This window comes from Clostridium sp. NSJ-145 (assembly GCF_021044725.1).
Classification (GTDB): Bacteria; Bacillota; Clostridia; order Clostridiales; family Clostridiaceae; genus Clostridium; species Clostridium disporicum_B.
This window is the reverse complement of the sequence record NZ_JAJNOS010000014.1, coordinates 1-25,894: the sequence shown is the minus strand read 5'-3', so window position 1 is coordinate 25,894 and position 25,894 is coordinate 1. Positions and strand designations below refer to the sequence as shown.

Sequence of the window (25,894 nt, the reverse complement as noted above, 5' to 3'; positions counted from 1 at the left end):
TCCCTTCTAGTTCATAACCATTCCACCATCAACACTAATTACTTGCCCAGTAATGTAGTTAGATAAATCAGAAGCTAAAAACAATACTAAATTTGCTACTTCTTTTGGTTCTCCTATTTTTTTCATAGGAATACTTTGGATTATGCTCTCTTTAACTTTCTCTGGTAAACCCTTTGTCATATCAGTTTTTATATAGCCCGGCGCAACTACATTTACGTTAACATTTCTTGTTGCTAACTCTCTTGCAATCGATTTTGAAAACCCTATTACTCCAGCTTTCGACGCTGCATAATTACATTGACCTGCATTCCCTGATATACCAACTACTGATGATATATTTATTATTTTTCCATATCTTTGCTTCATCATAATTCCAGAAGCAGCCTTTGTAGTATTAAAAACTCCTTTTAAGTTCACATCTATTACTGAATCAAAATCCTCTTCTTTCATTCTGAGAATTAAACCATCCTTAGTTATTCCTGCATTATTAACTAAAATATCTATGCTCCCAAGGCTTTCCTTTGCTTCTTTAATGAATTCATCAACTTCTCCTCCGTTGCTTACATCGCACTTTCTAGTAAACACTTTAACACCTAGTTCTTTTAACTCATTAATCAAGCTACTTAAATCTTCATTTTCTTTTCTATAATTTATAGCTATATTGGCTCCATTTTTCGCCAAAGTTATAGCTATTTCCCTTCCTATACCTCTTGTGGCTCCAGTAATAACTGCATTTTTATTATTAAGCATTCAAATCACCTACTCCCTCTAATGTTTTATTTAAAGACTTAAGATCTTCAACATTAAATATATTTACTTTAGCTTTATTAGCTCGAGCTATTTCTTTAATGAAACTACTTAATGTTCTTCCTGGCCCTATCTCTATAAATGTATCAATTCCCATATCAATCATTTTTTCTATTGTCTCTCTCCATCTAACAGACGACTTAACTTGCTTCCCAAGAATATCCTTTATATCATCATCTTTTTTTATTTCTTCCGCTGTAACATTATTTATTACAGGTATTTTTATATTACTAAAACTTATGTTACTAAGTTCTTCTTTCAATTTAATAGCTGCCGGCTCTAATAATACAGTATGGAAAGGTCCAGATACTTTAAGACTTATAGCTCTTTTTGCTCCATATTCTAAGCAAAGATTAGCTGCAAAATTCACTGCTTCCAACTCTCCACCTATTACAATTTGGTTTGCTGTATTATAATTAGCAATTTGAACTATACCTTTATCCTTAGACATCTCTATAGCTTCTTCTATTTTTTCTATAGATAATCCAATAATTGCAGTCATTGCACCAATACCTAAAGGAACAGCTTCCTGCATATACTTTCCTCTCTTTTTTACTAATGCTACTGCATCTTTAAAAGATACGGCCCCTGAGGCAACAAGTGCTGAATATTCACCCAAACTCAATCCAGCAACTACCTCTGCTTCAATGCCTTTATTTTTTATTACTTCTAAAGCCGCAATAGACATAGTAAGTATTGCAGGCTGAGTATTTTCAGTAATATTTAACTCTTCAGCATCACCATTAAAAGTTAAGTTCTTTAAATCAAAATCTAATACTTCATTAGCATCATCAAAAATTCTTTTTGCTTCTTGGAAATTTTCATATAACTCTTTTCCCATTCCTACATACTGTGAACCTTGCCCTGAAAATACAAATGCTACTCTCATATGTCCTCCTTATTTTATAAGGCTTTTCTTAACTCCTCATATTCATTAAATATCTCTTCAATTATCTCTTTAACACTTTGCTTTTTAGAAACCATTCCACTTATTTGACCTGCCATTAATGAACTATTGTCAACATCTCCATCCTTTACAGCTCTTCTAAGCGCTCCTCTTCCTAACTCTTCTAGCTTCTCTGCTGATACATTGCTAGCCTCTAACTTTAGAAACTCTCTAGCTAATCTATTTTTTATTACTTGAACAGGATGACCTGTAACTCTTCCAGTAACTACTGTATCTATATCCTTAGCTTTTATAACAGCATTTTTATAATTTTCATGAATTGTACATTCATCTGAAACTAAAAATCTAGTTCCCATTTGAATTCCTCTTGCTCCAAGAGCAAAAGCTGCTGTAATCCCTCTTCCATCACAGATTCCTCCTGCTGCTATTACAGGAATATTAACTGCATCCACGACTTGAGGAACTAATACCATAGTTGTTAACTTTCCAACATGACCACCTGATTCGCATCCTTCTGCTATAACTGCGTCAGCTCCAGCTCTCTCCATCCTTTTAGCTAATGCAACTGATGGAACTACAGGTATAACCTTGATTCCAGCTTCTTTCCACATACTCATATATTTACCTGGATTTCCCGCTCCAGTAGTTATAACCTTAACACCTTCTTCTACTGCAATCTTAGCTAATTCTTCTGCGTTATCAGAAAGTAACATTATATTTAAACCAAAAGGTTTATCTGTTAACTTTTTAGTTTTTCTTATTTCTTCCCTAATATAATCTACAGGAGCTGTTGCTCCTGCGATTATACCTAACCCTCCAGCATTTGAAACTGCTGAGGCTAATGAACTATCTGATACCCAAGCCATTCCCCCTTGGAAGATTGGATATTTTATATCTAACATTTTACAGATATCATTTTTCATAAAATCTACTCCAATCTATTATTTTGTTACAGATTCCACAAATTTTACTGCATCTCCAACAGTTTTTATATTTTCAACATCTTCCACTTTTACATTAAACTCATCTTCTAACTCCATAATAACTTGGAATAAATCTAATGAGTCTGAATTTAAATCTTCTATAAATCTTGTTTCTAAAGTTATGTTTTCCTCTTCTATTCCTAATTGATCTGCTACTATTCCTCTAATTTTTTCAAATATCATAATAAATTCCTCCAAATTCAAATTTAATTTTTTATTTTATATTTAAAATTCTATTAATGTTCCTGCCCAAGTTAATCCGCCACCAAAGGCAGCTAAAATTATCTTATCACCTTTTTTTATAAGTTCCTTTTTCACCATCTCATCTAATGCTATTGGTATACTAGCTGAAGATGTGTTTCCATATCTCTCTAGATTTATATAAAATCTATCACTAGTTATTCCTAATCTCCTTGAAGCTTCATCAATAATTCTTGAATTTGCTTGATGTGGTATTATATATTTTATATTCTCTATCTTTTCTCCTGATTTCTCTAAAAGATTATTTACTATGATTGGTATTATTGATACTGCGAATCTAAATACCTCTCTACCTTCCATATCTATATATCTTTTTTCTTCATCACACTCTTTTACAAATGGATTATTTAAAGAAAGACTTGTGCTAGTCAAAGCTTTTACTCCTCTTTCTCCATCAGAACCAAAATAAGTACCGATAATTCCACATTCATCACTAATTTCTAAAATTGCAGCTCCTGCACCATCTCCAAATAAAACACAAGTATTTCTATCTTTCCAATCTACAATTCTTGATAAAACTTCCGCTCCAATCACTAATGCTCTAGTTTTTTCATTAATTTTTAGTAAACTATTAGCTACTATAAGACCATATACAAACCCCGAGCATGCTGCAGATATATCAAAAGCTGTTGCATTTGCACATCCTAATCTTTCTTGTACACTACAAGCTGTAGATGGCATTATTCTATCTGGCGAAGTAGTGGCTACTATAATTAAATCAATATCTTCTGAAGTATACCCACTATTTTCTAGAGCTTCTTCGCTAGCCTTAACAGCAAGATCTACTGTACCTTCACCACTAGATATTCTTCTTTCTTTAATACCAGTTCTTTTTATTATCCACTCATTAGAAGTGTCTACTAATGATGATATATATTCATTACTAACTACATTACTTGGGCAATAATGTCCTATTCCTACTATCTTAACTCCTTTCATATCAGTCCTCTTCTCTCATTTTATTTAATTCAATATCAAATATTTTGAATATCAAATTATTTGTATAATAATACTTTTCCCCAATATTGTCAACATTTATATTTTTTATAAAAACCTTGTGTTTTTTTACTCATACTACTATAATAGCATTATTGCTTTGATTATCAAACTATTTATTTAAAGGAGTTTATTATGAAAATTAAACCATTAATAATCGGAGATTTAATAACAAAATTACCCATAATACAAGGAGGTATGGGCGTAGGTGTATCATTGTCAAACTTAGCTGGGAATGTTGCAAAACATGGCGCTATAGGTGTGATATCTGCCGCTCATGCCGGATATATGGAGGACGATTTCGAAGAAAACACAACTGAAGCTAATATACGAGGATTAAAAAAACATATAAGAAGAGCTAAAGAAATTTCATTTAATGGAATAATAGGTGTAAATATAATGGTTGCAACTAATTATTATAAAGAACATATCAAAGCCGCTATAGAAGGTGGTGCTGATTTAATAATATCTGGTGCTGGTCTACCATTAAAGCTACCAGAGTTTATAGGTGAAAGTTTAATTAAAATAGTTCCTATAGTTTCATCAGCTAAAGCTACTAATGTTATATTGAAGTACTGGTATAAACATTATAATAAAACTGCTGACGCTATAATAGTTGAAGGTCCACTAGCTGGTGGCCATCTAGGTTTTAAAAAAGATAACCTGGAAGATGAAATAAAAAATTTTGATAAATCCATCAAAGAAGTTATACAAGAGATATCTAATTTCGAAAAAATATTCAACAAAAAAATTCCTGTTATAGTTGCCGGTGGAATCTTTGATTCTGATGATTTAAAAAAATACTTATCTTTAGGTGCTAGTGGTGCTCAAGTAGCTACAAGATTCGTTGCTACTCATGAATGTGATGCTCATATCAACTTTAAAAATGCATACATAAATAGTACCAAAAATGACATTGAATTAGTAAAGAGCCCTGTTGGTATGCCAGGTAGAGCTTTAAGAAATAAATTTACTGAAACTTTAAAAAAAGAAAATATACCCGTAAAAAAATGTTATAATTGTTTAATTCCTTGTAATCCTGCCACTACCCCTTACTGCATCTCAGAAGCATTAATCACAGCAGTAAAAGGAGATACAGATAACGGATTAATTTTTTGCGGCTCAAACGCACATAGAATTAACTCAATTACTTCAGTAAGTGATGTATTATCAGACCTTACTAAAAATCTTGAAATATCATAATTTATTTTTTACTCCTATTAAAATTAATTATTTATTAACTTTTTATTTACGATAATAAATTGTCCCATTAATATTTTTATACTATAATATACATAATTAATATTTTTAGGAGTGATAAAATGAATTTTTTAAAAGGTTCTTATGGAGTAGATTTATTATCTTTATTCCTTATTTTATTATCTTGTATTTTAAATATATGGGATATTACTAGAATATTTTCTATTGCATTGTTAATATTTGCTTTTTATAGAGCTTTTTCAAAGAAAATATATAAACGAAGAGAAGAATATAATATATTCTATACTTATACAAATAAACTATTATCAAAATTCGGGAAATCCCTTCCTTACAATATACCAGTTTATGACCTAAATAACATTTCTAAAATATTTGAAAACTTTAACTATTGGTTAAATCAAAAGAAAAACTATAAGATTACAAAATGTCCAAACTGTAAGCAAAAATTAAGATTACCAAGAGGAAAGGGAAATATAGTTGTAACTTGTAAAAAATGTTCAACTAAATTTGATTTTAGAACTTAAAAAAAATGCTATTGCTCCTTTAAAACTGCAATAGCATTTTTTCATTATTTATAATTATAATTTCCACTTAACTTATGTACTTTTTATAAGCTTTTGTAAAATATCTAGAATTTTAAACTCTGGAGCTTCTTCTCTTAATTTATCTAATTCTACTAGATTCTCTTTAGCCTTTTCAATTGCTTCTCTATCAATATACTCATTTACAAAGTCGTCATTACAATATAATTTATATTTATATATGCTCTCCATATCTAAAACTTCTACCATTTTATATTATTTTTTCATCAATTTCTCCTTACAGTTAAAATTTTCTAAATTTTATTATTTATAGTATATAACCTTTATACCTCTTTGTCATTAGGATAATAATTCCTATAAGCTACTGTTGAATCCACTTTTTCCTTACTTTTTAAACTTTCCTTTCCTTTGCTTTTTGCACCTTTATTCTTTTTTACCACCGATACTTCACCTCTTATATATTAATTGCTATTATAAATTTTTATATTTATAATATGTCACTTTATTACTAATACTATTATTAATATAATTTATATTCTTTTATAAGGAGATATCAAAATGAAAAAATTAACATTTATTCTTTTAGTTTTTTTACAACTTAATTTAATTAGTAATATAGTTTATAGTTTATCTGTATTTAATGCTTATGATTTTAAATCTTATGATTATCAAGAACCAACCTACAAAATAATGTTACCTAAATGGTGGAATAACTAAAATAAAAGCTTGAGAAGAGCCAAATACTCTCCTCAAGCCTTATTACTTATTATTTAAACTACTGTTTAACACCTTTAGCAATTAGATTTATAAGAATAACTATTGTATTTTTAGAACTGATCATATCTTTACTTTGCTTTAACAAATGAGCTAGCTTAGGATTAACTCTGGATAAATTCTTAATATCTTCATTTGTAATATTCATTTCTCCTGCAATGCTTCCAACGCCAACTATATCACTATGGATAGCTACAGCCTCAAAATCTAATCCATTAAATCCTCCTAGTTTTAGTATTCTTAAAAGCTTTCTTCCAACTTCCCTATTCCATCTAGCTTTCTTCTCTAGTCTCCCAAGTATATTTCTTTCATTTTTTAATATGTCCGGTTCACTTATTCCCCATACCCCTCTATCTGAATCTATAACTGAAACTATACCTCCATACTTTAAAACCCTATAGATCTCTTTACTTGCAGCTATAGGATCATCTAAATGTTGAAAAACAAATCTACTTACTACAAAGTCATATTTTTCACCATCAAGACTATTATTATAAATTGATTCTTCTTTGAATTCCACTCTACCTTCATATTCGCTTAGATTCTCTTTGGCAAATTTCATAAAATCACTATCTGGCTCTAATAAAGTAACTTTGCAATTTGGCAAATTTTCTAATAAAAGCTTTGAAAAAAATCCTGGTCCTCCTCCTAAATCTAGTATTTTCATACCATCTTCTAACCCTAACCATTTCAAAGTTCTAAATTCTTTTTCCCATCCTAGGCTAACTTGTCTTTCTAATCTATTTATTTCAGCCTTAACTCCTATTAAATTATAAAGGTCACTATAATTCACAATTAACTCCCATTAATATTATTTGTATTCATATTATGATTAAAACTTAATATTTGTTAATTTTATAGTATCATTCTATTATTAATTCTATTTATAATAAAAGAGATTAATTTAAAATTATAAAATTTAAAATTAATCTCTTAACTATAAATATTAAAATAATGATAATTGGTTTGTCTCAGACATTCCTTCTAAACATCCATGATTGCTTAAAGTTTCTATAACTGTTTTAGAAACCTTAGTTCTAAGTCTTAAATCTTCCTTAGATATAAATTCTCCATTAACTCTTGCTTCAGCTATTGCTTTAGCTGCATTTACTCCAACTCCCTGAAGAGAGCTTAGTGGAGGTCTCAATGAATTATCTACTATTAAAAATTTAGTTGCATCTGATTCATATAAATCAACCTTAAGCATCTTAAATCCTCTTTTATACATTTCAAAAGAAAGTTCACAAACAGTAATTAATCCCTTATCTTTTACAGTTGCACTATTTCCAAGTGCATACAATTCTTGTAATTTTGCATGAACAGCCCCTTCACCTTTGCAAATCAAATCTGCATCAAAGTCATCAGCTCCTCTTACTGTAAAATATGTTGCATAATAAGCAAGTGGGTAATAAACTTTAAAGTAAGCAACTCTAACAGCCATCATTACATACGCAACGGCGTGTCCCTTCGGGAACATGTACTTAATTCTTTTACAACTTTCTATATACCAATCCTCAACGTTATTTTCTTTCATGGTCTTTTCAAACTCTTCAGTAAGCCCCTTACCTTTTCTTACACTTTCCATTATTGTAAAAGCAGTTTTAGGAGCTACGCCTTTATACATAAGATAAACCATAATATCATCTCTTGTAGCTATACAGTCTCTAAGTGTTGTATATCCTTCCTTAATAAAATACTGAGCATTATTAAGCCAAACATCAGTACCATGTGATAAACCTGATATTCTTACTAAGTCCGAAAAAGTTTGTGGTTGTGTATCCACAAGCATTTGCCTAACGAATTTAGTTCCAAACTCCGGCAACCCATATGAACCAACTTCACACTCTAATTCCTCTTTAGTAACTCCTAAAGCATCAGGAGATGTAAATAATGATAATACTTTTTTATCATTCAACGGTATAGTCTTAGGATCTACTCCAGTAATATCTTGAAGCATTCTAAGTACCGTCGGATCGTCGTGTCCAAGTATATCTAACTTAAGCAATCTACCTGATATTGAATGATAATCAAAGTGTGTTGTTGTAACATCTGACGTTGAATCATCTGCTGGCCTTTGTATTGGTGTGAAGTTATATACTTCTGTATAATTAGGAACAACCATAATACCACCTGGATGTTGCCCTGTAGTTCTTTTTATTCCAGTACATCCTATAGTCAATCTTTCTATTTCTGCTTGTGATACTTGCATACCTTTTTGATCTAGATATTTTTTAACAAATCCATAGGCTGTTTTTTCAGCTACTGTACCTATTGTTCCAGCTTTAAATACATATCCTTTACCAAATAATACTTCTGTATACTTATGAATATCCGCTTGGTTATCTCCTGAGAAATTTAAGTCTATATCTGGCTCTTTATCACCTTCAAAACCTAGGAATGTTTCGAAAGGTATATCATGCCCATCTTTAATATAAGGAACACCACAATCTGGACAATCTTTATCTTCTAAATCCGCTCCAGAACTTACTGATCCATCTAAGAAGAAATGTGACTTTTTGCATTTCGGACAAACATAATGTGGTGGTAATCCATTAACTTCTGTTATATCTGACATAGTAGCAACAAAAGAAGATCCAACAGATCCTCTTGATCCAACTAGATATCCATCAGAATATGACTTTGCCACTAACTTTTGTGCAATAAGATAAAGAACAGCATATCCATTATTAATAATAGAATTTAATTCTTTATCCAATCTTTTTTGAACAACTTCTGGTAAATTCTCTCCATAAATTGAGTGTACTTTATTCATGGTCATATTTCTAATATCATCATCAGCACCTTCAATTTTAGGTGGATATGTTTCATCTGGTATAGGTTTTACTACATCTATAGAATCTGCTATTGCTTGTGGATTCTTAATTACTACCTCTTTAGCAATTTCACTACCTAAATACGAAAACTCTTTTAACATTTCTTCGGTAGTTTTAAAATATAGTGGTGGCTGGTTATCTGCATCACCGAAACCTTGCCCTGCCATTATTATTCTTCTAAAAGCTTCATCATAAGGTTCTAAGAAGTGAACATCTCCCGTAGCCACTGTCGGTTTATTTATTTCCTTTGCTAAATTATAAATCTTTCTGTTAATTTCCTTTAACTCATTTTCATCCTTAACATTACCTTTTTCTATTAGATATGCATTATTTGCTATCGGTTGAATTTCAACATAATCGTAAAAACTCATTATCTCTTTAATTTCTTCATCACTTTGACCACCAAGCACAGCTCTATAAATTTGCCCTGCCTCACAAGCTCCACCAATTATTAAGCCATCTCTCATTTCCATAAGTCTTGATTTTTTAGTTCTTGGCCTCCTAAAGAAGTTATCTATATGTGCCTCTGAAACCAGCTTATATAAATTTTTTATACCTTCTTGAGTTTTAGCTAATATAATTATATGATATGTCGGTAATTTTTTTATATCAACTTTATCCAAGAATACCTTATTAAGCTCTGTTAAAGTTTCAACTTCTAACTCTTCTTTTATCTTCTTAATACACTCTACTAAAATATCAGCTGTAGCTTTAGCATCATCTACCGCTCTATGATGGCTTTCAAGTTTAACACCTAAATATTTTGCTACTATATTCAATTTTACCGACTTTAATTCTGGATATAAAAATCTACAAACCTGTACTGTATCAACTACTGTAGGTGAGAATTCTAATCCCATATCATTACAATTTTTTGCTATAAAACTACAGTCAAAGCTTGCATTATGTGCAACTACAACTGAATCTCCAATAAAGTCAATAAACCTTGGTAATACATCATGTATACTCTGTGCATCTCTTACCATATCTTCAGTTATTCCAGTTAATTCTGTTATCTTATATGGTATAGCTCTTCTTGGATTTACAAATTCACTAAAGTTATCTATTATTACTCCATTTTTTATCTTAACAGCACCAATTTCAATTATAGAATCATTTTTCGGAGAAAACCCTGTTGTTTCTAAATCAAACACTACATATGTATCATCTAGACTTTGTCCTTTTTCATTTAATGCTAATGGTACTCCGTCATCTACTAAGTATCCTTCAACACCATATAGTACCTTTATCTTATTTTTCTTAGCAGCACTTTGGGCATCAGGGAATGCTTGAACAACTCCATGATCTGTAATTGCAACTGCTGAATGTCCCCACTTAGCAGCTCTTTCTATTATCTTACTTACAGGGGTAACTCCATCCATAGCACTCATAGTAGTATGGCAATGAAGCTCAACTCTTTTTTCTTCAGCTCCATCCATTCTTTCTATCTTTTTCATCTTTAAAATATCTCTTCCCATAAGTACAACTTCTCTTGCATAAGAATCATAAACAGCTTCTCCTCTTACTTTGCAATAAAGTCCCTTTTTAATATTATCAAGAACTTCTTCTTTTTCTTGAGGTTTTAAGAAGCATTTAACAATTATTGATCCTGTAAAGTCTGTTATATAGAATGTTAATATTATCTTTCCAGTCTTTGTTTCCATAGTCTCTACTTTAAAGACTTCTCCAAGTACAGCTACATACCCAGAAGTTTCATTTATATCTCTAATTGCAGTAGCCTCAATAGAAATATTTCTACCGTAAATGGCATTCTCTGCTTTAGCTTCTCTTTTATATGTATTTTCCTTCTTTTCATATGGTTTCTTCTCAGCTGGCTTACTAGCAGGTTTTGTAACTTGCGGAGCTACACTTACCTCCTTAGCCCTATCTGACATAGCCTTTGCAATTAATTCTCTTTCTTTTCTCGCTGCTTCTTCTGGATCTATTATAACTTCCATCGATGGATCGAATTTTATTTCTATTCTACAATTAATTCCAAATATAATTTTTATGCTATTCTCTATATTTTTACTACCATCTTTAGAATTTAAATGCTCTGTAAGTTTATCATATCCATTAAGAACTAAAACCTTATTATCTTTTACTATCTTCTTACAATTCAACAATAAAGTTTTACATAAAGGCGTCTTCTTAATTATATCTGATACACATTCTACCCAATGATCATTTATTACTTCTTCTAAGCTTATATCACTAGCATCTCTATAGAAGATTATTTCAACAGTAATTTTTATCATAAGTGTTCTACATATAATATTTTTTATTAGTTGTTCCTCTTCTATAGCTAATTTTTCTTTTCCTCTTAAAACTACTTTCAATATATTGCTCTTTTTTAAAAATTGAAATTTTATTATTTTAAGTTCTTTATCTTCTAAGCTCTCATGTTTATTTATTTCAAGGGTTAACTTTTTTAAAACATCTTTGCCCATCTTATACCCCCAATCAACTTTATCAATAAGTAACTACATTATTATAACACAAATTTATTTTTCTTAAATAAATTTAGAACTTGTATTAATTTCTAACTATATACACTATAAATTAAATAGTTTAAATCTATTTAATAAATTATTATTATTTTCATTATTCCTTTTTATTAATTCTTCAATATTTCTTCCCTTTATCAATGCTATGACTATAGGAGACAATGCTACTAATCCATCTCTATACCCTAGTTCAACCCTATCATTTAATGTAGCTTGATTTAGATTTATAGTTCCCATTCCTTGAATAGTTTCTAAATGAGCAGAAGGATATATTTCTATTATATTGTTATCTTTAAAATACTTTTTATCAATTTTATCTTTATGTGACAAATAAATTACTATTATAAGGTCACACTTGTGATTAATTACTGGTTTTATTGGAACATTATCAGCATTTTTATTTGGATACTTAGGATTATTAATTCCTCCATCTGCATATTTATATCCTTTAAACTGTATTGGTTTAAATATAAAAGGAATTGCACAAGATGCTAATGTTATGTCTATTACTTCATCTTCTGAATAATCATTTAATCTAAAATATTCAGGATGCCCTAAGTTAATATTATAAGCACAAGCATATATAGTTCTATTACACTTCTTTATTTCATTCATATTTATATATTCTTCTATAAACTGTTTCACTCCTGATTGTGATAATAAGCCTATGTCTCCCTGTCTAGCTAGATGAGTCTCAATTGTAGCTTTCTCACCAGTATATATTCTTTTAACTGCATCAGATATATTTTTATTTCGTATACTATCTTCATTTAAAATAAATCTTGAATAACTAACATTTGCCCAACTTGATTCTAAAACATTGCTATCATCCATAGAAAACATTAAACCATTAACCGTTCCTATAGATGTTCCAGATATAACAGATATATTTTTAACTATATCTAAATCCCACATAGCCTTAAAAACGCCTGCTTCATATGCACCTTTTGCCCCTCCCCCAGATAAAACTAGACCTATGTTTATATCATCTATTTTCTTAGTAATCATATTCAAGTATCACCTCTCACAATTTTATAATAAATAATATTACTTCATAGTACATATATTAACTAACATTTATTAATTCTTAACTTTAAATTCTAAATTAAACAGAGGATACATTTCAATTTTAAAATGTATCCTCCGTTTATTAAAGTTTCTCTATTTCTTTCATTAACTCTTCAATTAAGTCTTCTTCCTTAACTTTCTTAATTATTTCTCCCTTTTTGAAAATTAATCCTTCACCATTTCCTCCAGCAATACCTATATCAGCTTCTCTTGCTTCCCCTGGGCCATTAACAACACAACCCATTACTGCAACCTTTATATTTTTATCACAATTCTCAAGTCTCTTTTCAACTTCTTCTGCAATTTTTATAAGATTGATTTGAGTTCTTCCACAGGTAGGGCAAGATACAAATGTCATACCTTGCTTTCTTAAGCCTAAAGCTATAAGCATTTCTTTTGCAACTTTTATTTCTTCTATAGGATCGCTTGTTAATGACACTCTAATTGTATCACCAATACCTTCAGCTAATAATGTTCCTATCCCTAAAGTTGACTTTATAGTACCACGGAATACAGTTCCTGATTCAGTAACACCTAAATGAAGTGGATAATCACATTCTTTGCTCATTAATCTATATGCTTCTATCATCATAGGAACATCGGAAGACTTTATAGATATTACTATATCAAAAAAGTTCAATTCTTCTAATATTTTTACATGTCTTAAAGCAGATTCAACTAAACCTTTTGCTGTTGGTCTACCATCTCTTTCTAGTATATCTTTTTCTAAAGAACCTGAATTAACACCAATTCTTATCGGAATATTCTTTTCTTTAGCCGCTTCAGTAACTATTTTAACTCTTTCAACATTTCCAATATTACCTGGATTTAATCTTATTGCAGAAACGCCATTTTCTATAGATTTAAGCGCTAATCTATAATCAAAATGTATATCTGCAACTACAGGCATAGGAGAATTTTCACAAATCTCCTTTAAACTTTCTGCAGCTTTCATATCAGGTACTGCACATCTTATTATTTCACAACCTGCTACATGTAATGCTCTTATTTGATTTAAAGTAGCTTCTACATCTCTTGTATCTGTATTAGTCATAGATTGAATACTTACTGGTGCATCTCCACCAACATAAACATTTCCGACTTTAACTTTTCTTGTAATTCTTCTTTCCATTTATTCATCTCCTAAAGTTTAACTGGGAAAATTATATCCTTCAATGTTACTATTATCATAAATCCTATTAATATCATAAACCCAACATAATTTACAGCTCCTACTATCTTATCTGGGACTTTTCTCCTTGTTATTAATTCTATAAGCAAAATTACTGTCCATCCACCATCTAATGCTGGGAATGGCAATAAATTAAACACTGCTAAATTTATACTTATAAATGCTAAGAAATATGCAAGTGTATATAGCCCATTTTTAGCTGCTTGCCCTGAAATTTTTATTATTGTTACTGGCCCACCAACGTCTGTCTTAAAGTTTAACTTACCTGTTACTAGTAATTTTAAACTTTTATACGTTTGCCCAACTAAAGATATTGTTTCATTAAATGTTGCTTTAATTGCCTGCCCTATTGTAGGATTTTCTACAGCAGAATAATAAAATCCTATTTGGTATATTTGACTACCATTCTCTTCTACCAACCTAGGTGTAATAGATAAATCTACTTTTTCTCCATTTCTATCAACTAATAAATTTACATTATCACCTTTAGATAATTGAATCTCTATAGAAACATCACTAGGCGTGAATACTCTTGATCCATTAATCTTTAAAATAGTATCTCCTGCCTGTAAGCCTGATTCTAAAGCTGGAGAATTCTCTACTACCTTACTTACTGTTTGTGTACTAAATCCTCTATTGAAGAAAAATACTGTAAAAATTACTAAAGCAAAAAGTATATTCATAATTGCTCCAGCAAGAATAACTGAAATTCTTCTTAATGGTGATTTACTTGAGAAGCTTCTTTCATCATCTACTACTTCTTCTTCACCTAACATCTTAACATAACCACCAATAGGAAATAGTCTTAATGAATATTGTGTTTCTTTTCCCTTATGAGAAAAAATCTCTGGTCCCATTCCAATTGAAAACTCTTCTACTTTTATGCCATTTACCTTAGCCATTATGAAATGTCCTAATTCATGAACTATTATAAGCAAACTAAAACCAAGTATCGCTGCTATTATATACACTTATTTTCCTCCTAACACCATTTATTTCTAATGTATTTTCTTACTCTGCAATCTAAATCTATTATATTGTCTAAAGTTAATTCATTATTTTTTTCATCTTTAAAGTGTTCTAATGATTCCTCAATTATTTCAGCTATTTGTAAGAATTTAATTTTTTCTTCTAATAATAATGCTACAGCCTCTTCATTTGCACCATTTAAAATAGTTGTAGCAAGACCACCTTCTTTTCCTGCTTTATATGCAAGTTCTAAACATTTAAAAGTATGTAAATCAGGCTTTTCAAATGTTAATGTAGCAATTTCATAAAAACTTATAGGTTTTGCAATTCTCTCGATTCTTTCTGGATAATTTAATGCATATTGAATTGGTAATCTCATATCTGGTGAACCTAATTGAGCTATAATACTAGCATCTTTATATTCTACCATAGAATGTATTATACTTTGAGGATGTACTACTACCTCAATATTATCATAATCACAGTCAAATAAGAAATGTGCCTCAATAACTTCTAATCCCTTATTCATCAAAGTAGCAGAATCTATTGATATCTTCTTCCCCATATTCCATTTAGGGTGTTTTAAAGCTTCATGTACAGTAACATTTTTAAGTTCCTCTATTTTTTTACCTCTAAAAGGTCCACCTGAAGCTGTTAAAATTATTTTATTTATATCTTTTGAAGTATACCCACTTAAAGACTGAAATATAGCACTATGCTCAGAATCCACTGGAAGTATTTTTACTCCCATTTCTCTTGCTTTGTCCATTACAAGTTCCCCTGCTACAACTAAAGTTTCTTTATTAGCAAGAGCTATATCTTTTCCTGCTTCTATAGCTGCCATAGTAGGTCTTAAACCAATCATACCAACTACCGATGTAACTACTGTATCAATTTCATCTAATGAAGCTATTTCTATTAATCCTTCTATACCTTCTAAAACCTTTATGTCAAGATCATTACTACTACAATAATTTTGTATTTCTTTAGCACAATCTTTATCCATCATAGCCACATATTTAGGTGAAAATTCTTTTATAATTTCAATTACCTTCTTAACAGAAGAATTTGCTGTAATCCCTATAAGATTTATTTTATTAGTTGAATTTCTAATAACATCTAGTGTCTGCGTTCCTATGGAGCCTGTAGCTCCTAAAATAGAAATGTTTTTCATTTTTACCTCCTACGTTTTTAATTTATATGTTTTACTAAACAATATAAATTATGTAATTCCTTATTGATATTTTATATTATTCCTTTCAGAAAAACAATTAATGTTACCTTCTTTTAATTATATATTTAAATTTGTAAATACATTACTTATTTTTTAATATAAAGAATACTAAAATAGGAGCCATTAAAAATAGCTCCTATTTTAGCATTATTTATATTTTAACAATAAAAGTTAAATAATAAAATACTACCATTCCATTAAATAAAATAGAGTCAAATCTGTCCAATATACCACCATGTCCTGGAATTATATTACCATAATCTTTAATACCAACAGCTCTTTTAACTGAAGATGCTACTAAATCTCCAAACTGTCCCATAATTCCGCATAAAGCTCCAATTAAAAAGTAATGAATTAAATCTACTCCAGGTACATATTTACCAATTATCATCCCAAAAATTCCACATCCTATAACACTTCCTAGAAATCCGCCTAAAGCACCTGCTATAGTTTTTTTTGGACTAACTTTTGGACATAACTTTTTCTTGCCTAGATATTTTCCACTATAATATGCTAAAGTATCACAAAGCCAAGATCCAATAAATACTAGCCATATTAAGTATTGTCCTCCTACCTTATTATTGATAATAGGTAAAAAACTAAATAATATTCCTACATAAATAAATCCCAAAATAGTTACAGCTACATCCATAAATGAATACTTTAAGTCTATAACTGGAATTATTAAAGCTATTACAGTTATAAAAATAAGAATATATAACATATTTTCAAAATTATTATTGATTAAATAATATATAGCTAATAGAATATATCCTATTATTGGTAATGTCTTTATCTCTTTGCTTTTAAGCGCATTGTAAAACTCGTATAATCCAACTGCTGAAATTACTATTGTAAATAACTTTAATGGCATTCCCCCCAAAAATACAAATATTAATAGGGGAGCAAGTATTAGCGCTCCTAAATATCTACTATTTGATTTCATATATCCACCTCAATTATTATACTCCACCAAATCTTCTATCTCTATTTTGATAATCATAAATAGCCTTTTGTAAATCGGATTCACTAAAATCAGGCCAATTTACATTAGAATACCAAAATTCTGAATAAGCACATTGCCATAACAAGAAGTTACTTATTCTTTGCTCTCCTGAAGGTCTTATGATTAAATCTGGATCTGGCGAATTTTTTGTGTATAGATAATTATTAAATAAATCTTCGTCTATATTTTCTTTATTTATCTTTCCAGATTCTATATCAGAAGCTATATTTTTTACAGCTCTAACTATTTCATCTCTACCACCGTAATTAAAAGCAACATTTAAAACTATTCCTTTATTATCTTTTGTTAATTCTATTGCTTCATAAATTTTATTCTTAACTTGATCTGGTAAAGCATCAACATCACCTAAAATTCTTAAAACAACTCCATTTTGATGCAAAGCTTCAACTTCATTAGTTAAATATTGCACTAACAATTTCATTAATGCTTCTACTTCATCTTTTGGTCTTTTCCAATTTTCTGTAGAAAATGCATACAAAGTCATATATTCTACACCTAATCTATCAGCTTCTTTAAGGATTTTTCTTATAGTTTCTACACCAGCTTTGTGTCCCATCGATCTTGGAAGTTTTCTTTTCTTAGCCCATCTTCCATTTCCATCCATAATTATAGCTATATGTTTAGGAATTTTATTAAAATCAAGTTGAATTTCTTCATTAATTTCTTTATCCTTTTTAAATAGCTTAAGCATATTTAACTCTCCTCCATCATCACAAAGCAACCTTTGAAAAATATATTATGGAAAAAACCTGCTAAATAGCAGGTTTTAAATTGACATAATCTCTTTTTCCTTAGCTACTATTATTCCGTCTATTTCTTTAACGAATAAATCAGTCTTCTTTTGAACTCCATCTTCTGCCTTTTTAACTTCATCATCAGATATGTGTCCATCTTTCTTTAATGCTTTAATCTTTTCATTAGCATCTCTTCTTATAGATCTTATAGCTATTTTAGCATCTTCTCCTACAGCCTTAACATTTTTAACAAGTCTTTTTCTTGTTTCTTCTGTTAATTCTGGAACTAATAATCTTATTACTGATCCATCATTTGAAGGATTTATTCCTAAATCAGATTTTAATATAGCTTTTTCTATCTCCTTTAATAAAGGCTTCTCCCATGGAGTAATAACTAACATTCTTGGTTCTGGAGCAGAAATATTTGCTACTTGAGATAATTGACATTGGCTTCCATAGTAGTCAACGAAAATTCTATCAAGCATTGTTGGGTTTGCTCTCCCCGCTTTCATTGTGGATAAATCTGAAGTTAAAACTGAAACAGTTTTTTTCATCTTAGCTTCTGCAGTATTAATTATGTCTTTAATCATATTTTACCTCCTTATTACTTAGATACTATTGTACCTATCTTTTCACCTTTAATCGCTCTTTTTATATTACCTTCATCACTTATTCCAAATACTAATATTGGGATATTATTGTCCATACATAGAGTTGTTGCAGTTGTATCCATAACTTGTAACCCTTGTTCAATAACTTCCATATATGTAAGTTTATCATATTTTTTTGCATCTGCAAACTTATTTGGATCTTTATCGTATACACCATCAACATTTTTTGCTAATAGAATTACATCTGCTTCTATTTCTGCTGCTCTTAATGCTGCAGCTGTGTCAGTTGAAAAATATGGATTACCTGATCCTGCTCCAAATATTACAACTCTTCCTTTTTCTAAATGTCTCACTGCTCTTCTTCTTATAAAAGGTTCTGCAATTTCTTTCATTTCTATAGCTGTTTGTACTCTAGTTAAAACTCCAATTCCTTCTAAAGCATCTTGAAGTGCTAAAGCATTTATACATGTAGCTAACATTCCCATATGATCAGCGGTAGTTCTGTCCATTCCTTCACCAGTTCTACCTCTCCATATATTTCCTCCACCTACAACTAAACCAACTTCTACGCCCATATCTACTAAAGATTTGACTTCTCTAGCAATTCTTCCAACTGTTTCGAAATCAAATCCAAAACCATTTTCTCCTGATAAAGCTTCACCTGAAACCTTTAACATAACTCTTTTATAAGCACATTTCTCCATGGAAATACCTCCCGCAATCTGTATAATATAATTTCTAAAAAAAGAGAACACAAAAGTGTTCTCCTTGATATTACATACCCATAGTCTTAGCTACTTCTGCTGCGAAGTCTTCTTCAACCTTTTCGATACCTTCTCCTCTTTCGAATCTAGCGTATCTAGTGATAGCTATTGGAGAACCAACTTCTTTAGATTTTTCTTCTAAGAACTTAGCTATTGATTTATCTCCATCTTTAACCCATGCTTGATCTAAAAGACAAACTTCTTTATAGTACTTTTGAATTCTTCCCATAACCATTTTTTCAACGATATTTTCTGGTTTTCCTTCATTTAATGCTTGAACTCTGTAGATTTCTTTTTCTTTTTCTAAAGATTCGTTATCTACTTGTTCTCTGCTTAAGAATAGAGGATTTGCAGCCGCAACTTGCATACAAACTTCTCTAGCAACTTCTTCTAATATAGCGCTATCAGTGTCGCAAGAAACTTCTACCATAACACCAATTCTTCCGCCACCGTGTATGTAGCTAGCTATCGCACCATTTTCTATGTTAAATTTAACGAATCTTCTAACTGTCATGTTTTCACCTAATTTAGCGATTAAAGCTGTTAAAGCTTCTTGAACAGTAGTTTCTCCTTCAAATTTTTCAGCAACTAATTCTTCAACAGTTGTAGCTGAAGTGTTAGCAGCCATTTCTGCAACTTTAGTAGCAAAGCTAACAAATTCATCGTTAGCAGCAACGAAGTCAGTTTCACAGTTAACTTCTACCATACCAGCAGTTTTCTTATCAGCGCTTACGAAAGTCTTAACGATACCTTCAGCAGCAACTCTACCAGCTTTTTTAGCAGCAGCAGCTAATCCCTTTTCTCTTAAAAATTCAACAGCTTTTTCTATGTCACCTTCAGTTGCAACTAAAGCCTTTTTGCAGTCCATCATTCCTGCACCAGTCATTTCTCTTAATTCTTTAACTGATTTAGCAGTTATCATCCTAAATTCCTCCTTAACATTAAATGTAAACCATATTTTAGGCTAAAAGGTAAATGAAGTTTCCCTCACCTACCTTTTAAAATATTATTCAGCTAATTGTTCACCTTGTCTAGCTTCGATAATTCCATCAGCAAGTTTAGCAGTTATTAATTTAACAGCTCTTATTGCATCATCGTTACCTGGAATTACGTAATCTACTTCTTCAGGGTCACAGTTTGTATCAACTATAGCTACAACTGGGATTCCTAATATCTTAGCTTCAGATATAGCGTTCTTTTCTTTTCTTGGGTCTACTACGAACATAGCTCCAATATTGTTAACGTCTAAGTTTCTGATACCACCAAGGTTGTTTTCTAATTTTTCCATTTCACCTTTTAATTTGATAACTTCTTTCTTAGGTAAAACTTCGAAAGTTCCGTCTTCTTCCATTTTTTGTAACTTTTCTAATCTTGCTATTCTAGTCTTTATAGTCTTGAAGTTAGTTAACATACCACCTAACCATCTGTTGTTAACGTAGTGCATGTTTGATCTTATAGCTTCTTCTTGGATAGCTTCTTGAGCTTGTTTCTTAGTTCCTACGAAAAGGATATCTTTTCCTTCTGCAGATACTTCTCTGATGAAGTTATAAGCTTCTTCAACCTTTTTAACTGTTTTTTGAAGATCGATTATATATATTCCATTTCTTTCTGTGAATATATAAGGAGCCATCTTAGGGTTCCATCTTCTAGTTTGGTGTCCAAAGTGAACTCCAGCTTCTAATAATTGTTTCATTGATATAACTGACATTCTGTTACCTCCTGGTTTTTTCCTCCATAGTCTTCATTTTAATAAAGTTTCCTAAAAAGGCACCGACTTTATTTATTGGACTATGTGTGTATTTTGTTACCTAGGATAGTATAACACAAGCTATATATCCTAGCAATAAAAATTTTTCAACTTTTTTATCTTTATAAAATAATTCACTACGTTTATTATTATTACCTAAAACTTTTAAAAATAATTCTAAATAATTTAATAAAAAAAGCTGTGATTTTCACAGCTTTAACAATTATTTCATTTTTTTAAGTTCATGAATTAATTTTTCATTTAATATTTTTATATGAGTTCCCTTCATTCCTAAAGATCTTGACTCAATTACTCCTGCACTTTCAAATTTTCTTAACGCATTAACAATTACACTTCTAGTAATTCCTACTTTGTCAGCGATTTTTGAAGCAACTAATAACCCTTCATTTCCTTCTAACTCATTAAAAATATGTTCAATAGCTTCAAGTTCTGAATAAGATAAAGTTCCAATTGCCAGCTGAACTACAGCCTTCTTTCTTGCTTCTTCTTCTAATTCATCTTGTTTAGCTCTTAATATTTCCATTCCTACTACTGTAGCACTATATTCTGCTAAAACCAAATCTTCATCTGTAAATTCTTCACCAAATCTAGCTAAAAGTAGAGTTCCTAACTTTTCTCTATTTCCAATTATTGGAACAACAGTAGAAACTTTATCTTTCATTGGACATTGTCCTTCACCCTCAAAGACACATAATCCCTTATTTTTGATATTAGCTATAGTTTGTGATGCACTTAATAAGTCATCATTGTATATTCCAGGGAACATTTTATCATTAACTACATACTTTCTCATTATTTCACATTCGAAGTTTTCTAGAAATGTATGTCCCAAAATTTTTCCTTTTCTACTTATTATATAAACATTAGCACATAAAACTTCACTTAAAAGTGCACATATATCTTCAAATGCTACTGGTTCAGTTCCACCCTTTTGTAATATTCTATTTAGCTTTCTCGTTTTATCTAATAATGATGACATAAATATCATTCCCCTCATTTAACCTTTAATATTCAACATTTTCTAACCATTATAATTCTCATAGATATAATCATAGTATCATAAGCAATTAAAGATTTCAACATTTTTTACACTTTTTCGACATAGTTGAAATGAGGGTCTTTTTATTCTGTTTTTTCTTCTAACTTTTTAGTTTCATTGCATTCAGTATTAGAACACTGAGCGTATTTACCTTTTGTTTTACTAAACTTTAAGACCATGTATGATCCACATTTATCGCATTTTTCATTTAAAGGCTCATTCCAACTTACAAAGTCACAATTAGGATAATTAGAACATCCAAAGAATTTTTTACCCTTCTTACTCTTTCTAGCCAAAATTTTTCCTCCACATTTCGGACACGGTACATCTAATTCCTCTACTATAGGCTTAGCATTTTTACATTCTGGATAACCAGGACAAGCTAAGAAATCTCCATATCTTCCATGCTTTATAACCATCATTCTTCCACACTTATCACATGGAACATCACTTACTTTATCTTCAATTACTACTTTTGAAACTTCTTTTTCAGCTTTATCAATAGCAACTTTTAATGGTCCAAAGAATTCAGCTACTACTTTAGTCCAAGACTCACTGCCCTCTTCAATATTATCTAATTTATGTTCCATTTCAGCTGTAAAATCTACATCCACAATTTGCTTAAAATAATCTGAAAGTATATTATTAACAATAAACCCTAATTCAGTTGGTATTAAATTTTTCTTTTCTCTTACAATATATTCCCTACTTAAAAGAGTAGATATTGTTGGAACATAAGTACTTGGACGTCCTATTCCTTTCTCTTCTAACAATTTAACAAAAGAAGCTTCTGTATATCTTGCTGGTGGTTGAGTAAAGTGTTGATTTCCATCAACTGAATGAGAATCTAAAATCTCATTTTCCTCTAACGTAGGTAATAAAACATCACTTTCTTCATCTTCAGTAGTGTAATCATACACTTTCATAAACCCATCAAATTTCATCGTTGAACCAGTGGCTCTAAATTTATAATCACCATTAGTTATATCTATACTATTAGTATTTAATTCACAGCCTGCCATTTGACTTGCTACAAATCTTTGCCAAATTAGTGTATATAACTTATATTGTTCTGGAGTTAAATTATCTTTTGCAACTTCTGGTGTAATTTCAACATATGATGGTCTTATAGCTTCATGCGCATCTTGTATATTCTTTTTGCTTTTATAATTTCTTGGAGTAGCTGGTATATATTCATCTCCATAACTATTTGCTATAAAGTCACGTGCCTTTCCTTGAGCTTCTTCTGAAATTCTTACAGAGTCAGTTCTCATATAAGTAATCAAACCAACAGTTCCATATCCTTTAACTTCAACACCTTCATACAGCACCTGCGCTATAGACATCGTTCTTTTTGTTACGAAGTTTAGCTTTCTAGAAGCGTCTTGTTGTAAAGTACTAGTTGTAAATGGCGGTAAAGGATTTTTAGTTTTTTTACCTTTTTTAACAGCTGTAACTTTATATTTATCATTTGATAAGTCTTCAATTATTTTTTCAGCCTCATCTTTAGAATCTATCTCTATCTTTTTATCTTTATATCTTAACAATCTAATAGGAAATTTCTTTTTATCTTTTTTTAGTACTACATCTACTGTCCAATATTCCTTTGGTATAAATGCTTTTACTTCCTCTTCTCTATCACAAATAAGTTTTAAAGCTGCTGATTGCACTCTACCAGCACTTAGACCCCACTTAACATTTTTCCATAAAATAGGACTTATTTCATAACCAACTAATCTATCTAACACTCTTCTAGCTTGTTGAGCATCAACTAGATTTTGATCTATTGCTCTCGCTTCTTTTATAGAAGATTTTACTGCTGTTTTAGTTATTTCGTTAAATACTATTCTACAATTCTCTTCTGGAGATATCTTTAAAACATTTGCTAAATGCCATGAAATAGCTTCTCCTTCTCTATCGGGGTCGGTTGCAAGATATATTTTATCTGCTTTTTTAGCACTCTTCTTTAATTTATCTAACAAATCACCTTTTCCTCGTATTGTGATATACTTTGGCGTAAAGTTATCCTCTATATCAACACCTAATTTACTTTTAGGTAAATCTCTTACATGTCCCATTGAAGCTTCAACAATATAATTTTTCCCTAAATACTTTCCTATTGTTTTAGCTTTAGCAGGTGATTCCACTATAACAAGTTTTTGACCCATTTCACAAACTCCTATTTCATTTATTTCAGGAGTTCTTCACCCCCATTTATCATTAATTTATTCTCGCATAATAATTGCCTGGTAAGCAAATTAGTTCATTTCTATTTTGCATTTCAAATAATAACTCAAACAAAGCCACTCTGTCAATATTTACACATTCTATTATTTTATCTAAATGAATCGGTTCGCTACTTATCACATCACTCAAAAGTAATTTTATGGTATTTTTTTCTATATTTTTTCCATCTTTTTTAATCACATTAAGAAAACAATATAAATCATCTAATTCTACAAATACCTTTGCTCCATCTCTTATCAATAAATTACATCCTTTGCTATTGCTATTTAAAACCGGTCCTGGTACAGCCATAACATCTCTTCCATATTGTAATGCGTAATTTACAGTTATTAAAGAACCACTTTTAACTGTTGCTTCTACAACTATTACACCTTTGCTTAAAGCTGTAATAATCCTATTTCTCCTAGGAAAGTTATATGGCATTGGCTTTGTCATAGGTAAAAATTCAGATATCAACAGCCCATTTTTTTCTATTTCTTTGTAAACCATCTTATTTACTTTAGGATATACTATATCTATACCACAGCCTAAAACTCCAATTGTTTTTATTCCTCTATTTAGACACTCTTTATGTGCTATTGTATCAATTCCATAAGCTACACCACTAACAACTCCATAATCTATATTCCTTAGTTCTCCAACTATTTGCCTTGTTACAGCCTCTCCATAAGTTGTATTTTTACGTGATCCAACTATAGCAACCATATTATAATTTAATAAAGATAAGTTTCCTTTATAAAACAACACATAGGGTGGTTCATTAATTTCTTTTAAAGATTCTGGATATTGATCTGAATTTATTGTGACATAACTAATGTTATTTTTATTAATATATTGAAATAATTCAGTTCCCTGACTTAGCGAAGTCGATTTCAATTTTGTATATTCACTACCTTTATAAATATAGCAATTATCTATACTATCAATATTATTATAAATATTTTCTTCGTTATTATACTTTTTAATTAATTCTATTTTAGTTTCGTTAGAAATATTCGCCACTATAAACCATAATTCATACTCTCTCATTTAACTACTTCCCCTTTAAACTTTATATTATTTCACCAAAAGCATTCTTTCTATATTGCAAAGCTTCAATTATATGGTAATCAGCAATCTCATCACTACCTTCTAAATCAGCTATAGTTCTTGCAACTTTAATTATCTTTACATATCCTCTAAGAGTTATATTGTATTTATTATAATATTGTTCTAGTACTTTCTTTCCTTTAGAACTTATGTTACATATTCTAAATACATCTTTACCAACAATCTCTGAATTATAATTATAGGCTCTGTTAGATTAAATTGTTGATATTGTACTCAAAATAGGGTTGTACAAATTACAACCCTATCTAACTATAAACTCTGTTTAGATTCCCTAACAATATTTCTATTGCAAAGGTCTA

Annotated in this window: 24 protein-coding genes and 1 pseudogene; 3 read left to right on the top strand and 22 right to left on the bottom strand. The window is 30.2% G+C overall.

Annotated elements, in window-relative coordinates; all coding sequences use genetic code 11:
- Window positions 1–6: 6 nt before the first annotated feature.
- The 5 genes from fabG to LQE93_RS12670 are packed head-to-tail and all read right to left on the bottom strand — an operon-like array spanning window position 7 to window position 3,897.
- The gene (gene fabG / locus LQE93_RS12690; RefSeq protein WP_231073903.1) at window positions 7–750 is read right to left on the bottom strand and encodes a 3-oxoacyl-[acyl-carrier-protein] reductase; all 744 of its coding nucleotides are present in this window, start codon (window positions 748–750) and stop codon (window positions 7–9) included.
- Window positions 743–1,696 carry an ACP S-malonyltransferase gene (gene fabD, locus LQE93_RS12685; RefSeq protein ID WP_231073902.1) on the bottom strand — a complete coding sequence of 318 codons (954 nt, stop codon included), beginning with the start codon at window positions 1,694–1,696 and terminating at the stop codon, window positions 743–745. The genes fabG and fabD overlap by 8 nt, the downstream gene beginning before the upstream one ends.
- Window positions 1,697–1,710: 14 nt before the next feature.
- Window positions 1,711–2,637 carry an enoyl-[acyl-carrier-protein] reductase FabK gene (fabK, locus tag LQE93_RS12680; protein ID WP_055263350.1) on the bottom strand — a complete coding sequence of 309 codons (927 nt, stop codon included), beginning with the start codon at window positions 2,635–2,637 and terminating at the stop codon, window positions 1,711–1,713.
- Between the two features lie 18 nt (window positions 2,638–2,655).
- Window positions 2,656–2,880, bottom strand: a complete 225-nt coding sequence (acpP, locus tag LQE93_RS12675; protein ID WP_231073900.1) for an acyl carrier protein — start codon at window positions 2,878–2,880, stop codon at window positions 2,656–2,658.
- A 42-nt stretch (window positions 2,881–2,922) separates the two neighbouring features.
- Window positions 2,923–3,897 carry a beta-ketoacyl-ACP synthase III gene (locus LQE93_RS12670; protein ID WP_231073898.1) on the bottom strand — a complete coding sequence of 325 codons (975 nt, stop codon included), beginning with the start codon at window positions 3,895–3,897 and terminating at the stop codon, window positions 2,923–2,925.
- 192 nt (window positions 3,898–4,089) lie between these two features.
- On the opposite strand from LQE93_RS12670, the gene LQE93_RS12665 reads away from it, so the two are divergent.
- Both LQE93_RS12665 and LQE93_RS12660 read left to right on the top strand, forming a co-directional pair.
- Entirely contained in the window at window positions 4,090–5,157 is a 1,068-nt protein-coding gene (locus tag LQE93_RS12665) for an NAD(P)H-dependent flavin oxidoreductase (protein WP_231073897.1), read from the top strand.
- Window positions 5,158–5,276: 119 nt separating this feature from the next.
- Complete coding sequence (locus tag LQE93_RS12660; RefSeq protein ID WP_186837575.1) at window positions 5,277–5,699, top strand: hypothetical protein; 423 nt, start codon at window positions 5,277–5,279, stop codon at window positions 5,697–5,699.
- A gap of 72 nt (window positions 5,700–5,771) precedes the next feature.
- Here LQE93_RS12660 and LQE93_RS12655 read toward each other — a convergent pair whose 3' ends face one another.
- The gene (locus LQE93_RS12655) at window positions 5,772–5,948 is read right to left on the bottom strand and encodes a hypothetical protein (protein WP_231073896.1); all 177 of its coding nucleotides are present in this window, start codon (window positions 5,946–5,948) and stop codon (window positions 5,772–5,774) included.
- A 327-nt stretch (window positions 5,949–6,275) separates the two neighbouring features.
- Between LQE93_RS12655 and LQE93_RS12650 the strand changes: the two genes are divergently transcribed.
- Entirely contained in the window at window positions 6,276–6,434 is a 159-nt protein-coding gene (locus tag LQE93_RS12650) for a hypothetical protein (RefSeq protein ID WP_156334246.1), read from the top strand.
- 58 nt (window positions 6,435–6,492) lie between these two features.
- Here the strand turns inward: LQE93_RS12650 and LQE93_RS12645 are convergent, their stop codons facing one another.
- From LQE93_RS12645 to LQE93_RS12570, 16 genes and pseudogenes are all read right to left on the bottom strand, one after another.
- A complete protein-coding gene (locus LQE93_RS12645; protein ID WP_055263338.1) occupies window positions 6,493–7,284 on the bottom strand; it encodes a class I SAM-dependent methyltransferase in 792 nt (263 codons plus the stop codon).
- 153 nt (window positions 7,285–7,437) lie between these two features.
- Entirely contained in the window at window positions 7,438–11,775 is a 4,338-nt protein-coding gene (locus LQE93_RS12640; protein ID WP_231073894.1) for a PolC-type DNA polymerase III, read from the bottom strand.
- 105 nt (window positions 11,776–11,880) lie between these two features.
- Window positions 11,881–12,840, bottom strand: a complete 960-nt coding sequence (locus tag LQE93_RS12635) for a patatin-like phospholipase family protein (RefSeq protein WP_231073893.1) — start codon at window positions 12,838–12,840, stop codon at window positions 11,881–11,883.
- A gap of 142 nt (window positions 12,841–12,982) precedes the next feature.
- Entirely contained in the window at window positions 12,983–14,032 is a 1,050-nt protein-coding gene (gene ispG / locus LQE93_RS12630; protein ID WP_055263330.1) for a flavodoxin-dependent (E)-4-hydroxy-3-methylbut-2-enyl-diphosphate synthase, read from the bottom strand.
- 11 nt (window positions 14,033–14,043) lie between these two features.
- Window positions 14,044–15,063, bottom strand: coding sequence for a M50 family metallopeptidase (locus LQE93_RS12625; protein ID WP_186837572.1), 1,020 nt, complete (start codon window positions 15,061–15,063; stop codon window positions 14,044–14,046).
- 11 nt (window positions 15,064–15,074) lie between these two features.
- Window positions 15,075–16,235, bottom strand: coding sequence for a 1-deoxy-D-xylulose-5-phosphate reductoisomerase (locus tag LQE93_RS12620; protein WP_055263326.1), 1,161 nt, complete (start codon window positions 16,233–16,235; stop codon window positions 15,075–15,077).
- A gap of 211 nt (window positions 16,236–16,446) precedes the next feature.
- Window positions 16,447–17,241, bottom strand: a complete 795-nt coding sequence (locus tag LQE93_RS12615; RefSeq protein WP_055263324.1) for a phosphatidate cytidylyltransferase — start codon at window positions 17,239–17,241, stop codon at window positions 16,447–16,449.
- 16 nt (window positions 17,242–17,257) lie between these two features.
- Window positions 17,258–18,013 carry an isoprenyl transferase gene (locus LQE93_RS12610; protein ID WP_055263322.1) on the bottom strand — a complete coding sequence of 252 codons (756 nt, stop codon included), beginning with the start codon at window positions 18,011–18,013 and terminating at the stop codon, window positions 17,258–17,260.
- Between the two features lie 75 nt (window positions 18,014–18,088).
- Complete coding sequence (frr, locus tag LQE93_RS12605; protein WP_055263320.1) at window positions 18,089–18,646, bottom strand: ribosome recycling factor; 558 nt, start codon at window positions 18,644–18,646, stop codon at window positions 18,089–18,091.
- Between the two features lie 14 nt (window positions 18,647–18,660).
- Window positions 18,661–19,371, bottom strand: a complete 711-nt coding sequence (pyrH, locus tag LQE93_RS12600; protein WP_055263318.1) for a UMP kinase — start codon at window positions 19,369–19,371, stop codon at window positions 18,661–18,663.
- A 70-nt stretch (window positions 19,372–19,441) separates the two neighbouring features.
- Complete coding sequence (gene tsf / locus LQE93_RS12595) at window positions 19,442–20,353, bottom strand: translation elongation factor Ts (protein ID WP_055263316.1); 912 nt, start codon at window positions 20,351–20,353, stop codon at window positions 19,442–19,444.
- Between the two features lie 84 nt (window positions 20,354–20,437).
- The gene (gene rpsB / locus LQE93_RS12590) at window positions 20,438–21,139 is read right to left on the bottom strand and encodes a 30S ribosomal protein S2 (RefSeq protein WP_055263315.1); all 702 of its coding nucleotides are present in this window, start codon (window positions 21,137–21,139) and stop codon (window positions 20,438–20,440) included.
- 262 nt (window positions 21,140–21,401) lie between these two features.
- Window positions 21,402–22,178 (bottom strand): GTP-sensing pleiotropic transcriptional regulator CodY, encoded by a 777-nt coding sequence (codY, locus tag LQE93_RS12585; protein WP_055263313.1) that lies wholly within the window; start codon window positions 22,176–22,178, stop codon window positions 21,402–21,404.
- 143 nt (window positions 22,179–22,321) lie between these two features.
- Window positions 22,322–24,406, bottom strand: coding sequence for a type I DNA topoisomerase (gene topA / locus LQE93_RS12580; protein ID WP_186837569.1), 2,085 nt, complete (start codon window positions 24,404–24,406; stop codon window positions 22,322–22,324).
- A gap of 52 nt (window positions 24,407–24,458) precedes the next feature.
- A complete protein-coding gene (gene dprA / locus LQE93_RS12575) occupies window positions 24,459–25,514 on the bottom strand; it encodes a DNA-processing protein DprA (protein ID WP_186837568.1) in 1,056 nt (351 codons plus the stop codon).
- Between the two features lie 22 nt (window positions 25,515–25,536).
- Window positions 25,537–25,770, bottom strand: a pseudogene (locus tag LQE93_RS12570) (YifB family Mg chelatase-like AAA ATPase); the annotation flags it as partial.
- Between the last annotated feature and the right edge of the window lie 124 nt (window positions 25,771–25,894).

Coding starts and splice junctions, on each gene's coding strand:
- fabG (WP_231073903.1), bottom strand. CDS start 750: ATGCTTAATAATAAAAATGCAGTTATTACTGGAGCCACAAGAGGTATA.
- fabD (WP_231073902.1), bottom strand. CDS start 1,696: ATGAGAGTAGCATTTGTATTTTCAGGGCAAGGTTCACAGTATGTAGGA.
- fabK (WP_055263350.1), bottom strand. CDS start 2,637: ATGAAAAATGATATCTGTAAAATGTTAGATATAAAATATCCAATCTTC.
- acpP (WP_231073900.1), bottom strand. CDS start 2,880: ATGATATTTGAAAAAATTAGAGGAATAGTAGCAGATCAATTAGGAATA.
- LQE93_RS12670 (WP_231073898.1), bottom strand. CDS start 3,897: ATGAAAGGAGTTAAGATAGTAGGAATAGGACATTATTGCCCAAGTAAT.
- LQE93_RS12665 (WP_231073897.1), top strand. CDS start 4,090: ATGAAAATTAAACCATTAATAATCGGAGATTTAATAACAAAATTACCC.
- LQE93_RS12660 (WP_186837575.1), top strand. CDS start 5,277: ATGAATTTTTTAAAAGGTTCTTATGGAGTAGATTTATTATCTTTATTC.
- LQE93_RS12655 (WP_231073896.1), bottom strand. CDS start 5,948: ATGGAGAGCATATATAAATATAAATTATATTGTAATGACGACTTTGTA.
- LQE93_RS12650 (WP_156334246.1), top strand. CDS start 6,276: ATGAAAAAATTAACATTTATTCTTTTAGTTTTTTTACAACTTAATTTA.
- LQE93_RS12640 (WP_231073894.1), bottom strand. CDS start 11,775: ATGGGCAAAGATGTTTTAAAAAAGTTAACCCTTGAAATAAATAAACAT.
- LQE93_RS12635 (WP_231073893.1), bottom strand. CDS start 12,840: ATGATTACTAAGAAAATAGATGATATAAACATAGGTCTAGTTTTATCT.
- ispG (WP_055263330.1), bottom strand. CDS start 14,032: ATGGAAAGAAGAATTACAAGAAAAGTTAAAGTCGGAAATGTTTATGTT.
- LQE93_RS12620 (WP_055263326.1), bottom strand. CDS start 16,235: ATGAAAAACATTTCTATTTTAGGAGCTACAGGCTCCATAGGAACGCAG.
- LQE93_RS12615 (WP_055263324.1), bottom strand. CDS start 17,241: ATGAAATCAAATAGTAGATATTTAGGAGCGCTAATACTTGCTCCCCTA.
- LQE93_RS12610 (WP_055263322.1), bottom strand. CDS start 18,013: ATGCTTAAGCTATTTAAAAAGGATAAAGAAATTAATGAAGAAATTCAA.
- frr (WP_055263320.1), bottom strand. CDS start 18,646: ATGATTAAAGACATAATTAATACTGCAGAAGCTAAGATGAAAAAAACT.
- pyrH (WP_055263318.1), bottom strand. CDS start 19,371: ATGGAGAAATGTGCTTATAAAAGAGTTATGTTAAAGGTTTCAGGTGAA.
- tsf (WP_055263316.1), bottom strand. CDS start 20,353: ATGATAACTGCTAAATCAGTTAAAGAATTAAGAGAAATGACTGGTGCA.
- rpsB (WP_055263315.1), bottom strand. CDS start 21,139: ATGTCAGTTATATCAATGAAACAATTATTAGAAGCTGGAGTTCACTTT.
- codY (WP_055263313.1), bottom strand. CDS start 22,178: ATGTCATCATTATTAGATAAAACGAGAAAGCTAAATAGAATATTACAA.
- topA (WP_186837569.1), bottom strand. CDS start 24,406: ATGGGTCAAAAACTTGTTATAGTGGAATCACCTGCTAAAGCTAAAACA.
- dprA (WP_186837568.1), bottom strand. CDS start 25,514: ATGAGAGAGTATGAATTATGGTTTATAGTGGCGAATATTTCTAACGAA.